Source organism: Streptomyces sp. NPDC043870, assembly GCF_056435785.1.
In genome coordinates this window covers 1-4,266 of sequence record NZ_JBWKDT010000112.1, presented here as the reverse complement: position 1 = coordinate 4,266, position 4,266 = coordinate 1, and the positions used below count along the sequence as shown (strand labels likewise).

Here is a 4,266-nt window from a genome sequence, read left to right as displayed (position 1 = left end):
CACCAGTTCAAACGCCTCCGGATCCGCTACGAGATACGCGCCGACCTCCACCTCGGCCTACTCCAACTCGCCTGCAGCATCATCTGCTTGAGACGACTCCGAAACTCATTCTGAAATGATCAGTAAGAAACCCGGCACCACTCACCGATTCGCTCACCACAGAACCCGGTTGAAATCACGGTTGAGCAACGGCGTTCATGGTGAGTATCTGCCAGGCATGGTGAGTCGGCCCTGCCGCTCGAGTTCATCGCCCTGACCGGCGGCGACATGAGCGCCTTCGGCAGCCCAGACCGCCTTGCCGGCGTCGCCGGGCTCGCCCCGGTCCCCAGGGACTCCGGACAGGTCAGCGGCAACCTGCGCCGACCACGCCGCTACAGCCGACGCCTGCTGCGCGTGTTCTACCTTGTCGCCCAGGTCGCGGCCATCCACTGCCCCGCTTCGAAGACGTTCTACCAGCGCAAACGAGCTGAGGGGAAGAATCACAAGCAGGCCGTTCTCGCCCTCGCTAGACGCCGTCTGAACGTCCTGTGGGCTCTCATACGCGACAACCGCACCTTCGAAGCGAGCCCAACCCGACCCGCTGCCACAGCGGCGTGACACGCTCACAAAGCGTCACCAAGCCTGGTTGACAACTTCATTGGGAATCTCTTTCATCCACTGTATGGGAACGTGTGCCGGGCCGGGTCGGGACAGACCCGGCCCGACACACGCGGGTATCAGCTGTGGGCGGTGCAGCCGTCACACAGCGCACGACCGCCGCCGCGGGCCATCTCAGGTTCCTTGCGCGGCTCTTTCTTCAGCGTCTGACGGACCTGCTCCTCGAGTGCAGTGAACTCCGGGCCATCGTCCGGGCAGACGACGCCGGGGCTGGGCGCCCCGCAGGTTGCGGCGTGCCGGATCAGGTCGGTGATGCGCCAGTCAGCGCGGAAGCTGTCGCCCCGCACCTGCTCGACCTCGGCGTGCAGGTCGGCCAGCCGCGGCCGCCGACCGAGAGAGAGCAGCACGTCAGCGCGGGAGGCGAAGACACACAGTGAGCACGAGCAGCGGGAGGTTCCGGCCCAGTCGCCTGCGCCGGGCACGGAGTCATACGTCCAGCAGTACGGCACCGGCGCGCTGGCGTGCCACTCCTTGACCGCGTCGGTCGACCAGTCCTTGACGGGCAGCCACTCGTCCACGACGCGCGCACTGTTGGCCTGCACCGTGCGGAAGGCAGGGCGCTTTGTCCCTCCCCTCGTAGCGTGGAGTCCGTGATTGCAGGGGAAGGTGGGGTTCATGGGGTCCAAGCGACGTACGTATGAGCCGGAGTTTCGTGAGGGTGTTGTACGCATCGTGATCGAGACAGGGAGGCCGATCCCGGAGGTCGCTGAGGAGCTCGGTGTTCATCCGGGCACGCTGCACAGCTGGGTCTCGCGGTGGCGTCGTAACGGGTCGGCGTCTTCCGACCGGCCCGCGGCCGTGGATCGCGGTGGGCGGCTGCGCGAGGGGGAGCAGGCCGAGCTGGAGCGGCTGCGCCGGGAGATGACGGAGAAGAACAAGCGCATCCGTGAGCTGGAGATGGAGCGTGATGTCTTCAAGCGATGCATGGCCCTCTGGGTGAAGTGACCGAGTCCGATCCCGCGGCGCTGGCCGCGTTCATCGGTAACCAGAGGGCCGCGCACCAGGTTCCGCACCGCCGCCTGCCGGGTTCTTGGAGTGTCGGAGTCCTGGTTCTACAAGTGGCGCGACAAGCCCACGACCGCTCGTGAGATCTGGCGGGGACAGCTGGCCGATGCCATCAAGCAGATCTTCGAGGGCTCGGGAGACACCTACGGCTCGCCGAAGGTCTGGATCATGCTCCTGCGGGAGGGGTGGCGAGTGTCGGTGAACACCGTCGCGAAGATCATGGCTGGGCTGGGCCTGGCCGGGCGGAAGATCCGTCGGCTTCACGGTCTGACCGGGCCCGGGAGGAGGGCGGCGGCTCCGGATTTCATGCGCCGCGACTTCACTGCCGAGGCACCGGACCAGGTGTGGTGCGGCGACATGACCGAGATCGTCACGGGTGAGGGCAAGATGTATCTGGCCACGGTGATCGATCTGTTCTCCCGCCGCCTGCTCGGCTACGCGATGGGCGAGCGCCATGATGCCGGGCTCGTCGTCGCCTCGCTGCACATGGCCGCCGCCACCCGCGGTGGCGATGTCAAGGGCGTGATCTTTCACAGCGGCAGAGGCAGCGAGTATGTTTCCCGTCGCTTCCGGCGGGCCTGCCGGCGCCTCGGCGTGACCCAGTCCATGGGACGGGTCGGCTCGTGTTTCGACAACGCCGTCAGCGAGGCGTTCAACAGCGTACTCAAGGTCGAGTACGTCCACCGGCACACTTTCGCCACCCGGACCGAGGCCCGGCTGAAGATCGCTACGTGGCTTACCGGCTTCTACAACACCCGCCGACTATACAGCGTGTGTCGGTACCACAGCCCGATCGACTACGAACACGACCACCGGGCCAACTCCGGCCTGGAGCTCGCCGCATAGAAGTTCTCCACAGTCCAAGGGGATTGACATTCGCGCCCTCCCCGCGGATCGCGCAGCGCGGCCAGCCGGTCAGCGATGCCGCTGACGGCACGCTGTGTGGCAGTGGGCGACATGGCCAGACAGACGGTGGCAGACTGGCGGCACATCGAAGCTCCGGTTGAGCAGGGCGACTTGGCGGTCACCCACATTAGCCGGAGCTTCGTTGTGTTCGTAGCGGCCCCCACCCGCATCGTCATACCGCTGCGCCCTGCACACCCTCGTGATCACCAGGACTTTGAATCAGCCCTGGTCGGCCCCCGGGTCGGTCCGGAGTCGTGATGCCGACGGTCCCGGGGGTCGGGCATGCGTCAGGAACTCCCTGACGTGGCCAGTTCGCGTCCGGTCCCGGCCGCAGACGGGCCCGGTGCCGGCACCGTTGTGAGGACTTCCGATTTCGCTCGCGTTCCCTGGCACGTTCATACTCCTTTCGGGTTCTCCTGGCAGGCGAAAAGCCGAACGGCTCGCGCGCCTCCCGTGCGCATTCGGAATATGGCCGAATGCTCTCCGAAAGAGCGGGTGGACGATTTCCACTCCTGCCACCTGCCACTCGGAACCGAGTTGAACCACACGAAGGTAGGACACTTTCATGAGCTCTGCGAGCAGGATCGGATCCGGTCCTGGTCCGGGTCCGGTGAGGACCAGGCTGCTCACCGGCGGCGCGATGGCGTCACTGGCCCTCGTAGCGCTGGGCTTCGCCAGCCCCGCCCTGGCAGCCGCCCCCACCCACAGGACAACCGACGGCGCGGCACTGTCGCCAGGCGACAGGTGCTACTACACCTACGACGACCTCGCCGACTTCTACTCGGGCAACGACACAAACCGGTGCAAGGGCAAAACAGGACCAACCGGAGCCACCGGGCCTGCTGGCCCTACAGGACCAACCGGAGCCACCGGGCCTGCTGGCCCCACCGGAGCCACTGGACCTGCTGGCGTAATTGGAAACATCCAGATCTCGGGTACGCCGCAAACTGTTGGGCCGGGGGATGTCGGCTCCGCTACGGCAAATTGCCCCTCTGGAACCATTCTCTCCGGTGGGGGATATTCGGTTAATGACCCGACGTTGGTGGTGGTAAACATCGGTGCCACCAGCTCCCTCGACACCTTTTCTGTCACCGTGGTCAACACCGGTAGCAACAACCACACCGTTACCGCCAGGGCGATTTGCCTCTCCCCTTGACGGGAAAGCAGGTGAGCTCAGGGTATACATTCACGGGGCCATCTTCGTGATCAGACAGGCAGTCCCGCTCGGTAGCCTGGCAAAGAAACCAGGCGGGACCGTTGAGCTGGAATGTCTCGACAGGGTTGGTTGACGAGCAACTGACGGTTTCGATGTACGCATCCTTCAGTAGCTGCGATCGCAGACCGCCTCTTAGCCTCGGGCTTTCGCGCGCCCAGCAGACTGGAGGTCTTGGTGTTGTAAGTGACCTCTGGTCGTAAGCTCGTTGCCGCCTGCCGGTGGGAGTCCGGTCCGGGTAGCTGCCAGGAGGCCCGGTAGCAGACTGGCGGCGTCGGGGGGAAACGCCCGGCGCCGAAGCCCAGTGTCGAAAGCCCTTCAAAGGGGGAGCAAAGCAGCGGTCCGTAGCATGAAGCGAAGCCTGCGGCGCCGGTTACTGACTTCGGCTCGTTAGCCTCGATCTTTCTTGACGGTCTGCCGACGGAGTCGGCAGACCGTCGTGCGTTCTGTGGCTGGCGAGGGCAGCGCGGAGGCCCGACTGTCGT

General features: G+C 65.4%; 3 protein-coding genes and 2 pseudogenes. 4 read left to right on the top strand and 1 reads right to left on the bottom strand.

Annotated elements, in window-relative coordinates; translation table 11 throughout:
• Positions 1-114, top strand: a pseudogene (locus AC0699_RS39400) (IS5/IS1182 family transposase); the annotation flags it as partial.
• A 117-nt stretch (positions 115-231) separates the two neighbouring features.
• Positions 232-597, top strand: a pseudogene (locus tag AC0699_RS39395) (transposase); the annotation flags it as partial.
• A 119-nt stretch (positions 598-716) separates the two neighbouring features.
• Here the strand turns inward: AC0699_RS39395 and AC0699_RS39390 are convergent.
• Positions 717-1,199 carry a hypothetical protein gene (locus tag AC0699_RS39390; RefSeq protein ID WP_478671394.1) on the bottom strand — a complete coding sequence of 161 codons (483 nt, stop codon included), beginning with the start codon at positions 1,197-1,199 and terminating at the stop codon, positions 717-719.
• Positions 1,200-1,272: 73 nt separating this feature from the next.
• Between AC0699_RS39390 and AC0699_RS39385 the strand changes: the two genes are divergently transcribed.
• Positions 1,273-1,602 (top strand): transposase, encoded by a 330-nt coding sequence (locus tag AC0699_RS39385; RefSeq protein WP_478671390.1) that lies wholly within the window; start codon positions 1,273-1,275, stop codon positions 1,600-1,602.
• A gap of 9 nt (positions 1,603-1,611) precedes the next feature.
• On the top strand, positions 1,612-2,508 hold the full coding sequence (locus tag AC0699_RS39380; protein ID WP_478671399.1) for an IS3 family transposase: 897 nt from the start codon (positions 1,612-1,614) through the stop codon (positions 2,506-2,508).
• Positions 2,509-4,266 lie beyond the last annotated feature (1,758 nt).

Excerpts from the sequence above, each read along its gene's own strand:
- AC0699_RS39385 (WP_478671390.1), top strand. The coding sequence starts at position 1,273 with ATGGGGTCCAAGCGACGTACGTATGAGCCGGAGTTTCGTGAGGGTGTT.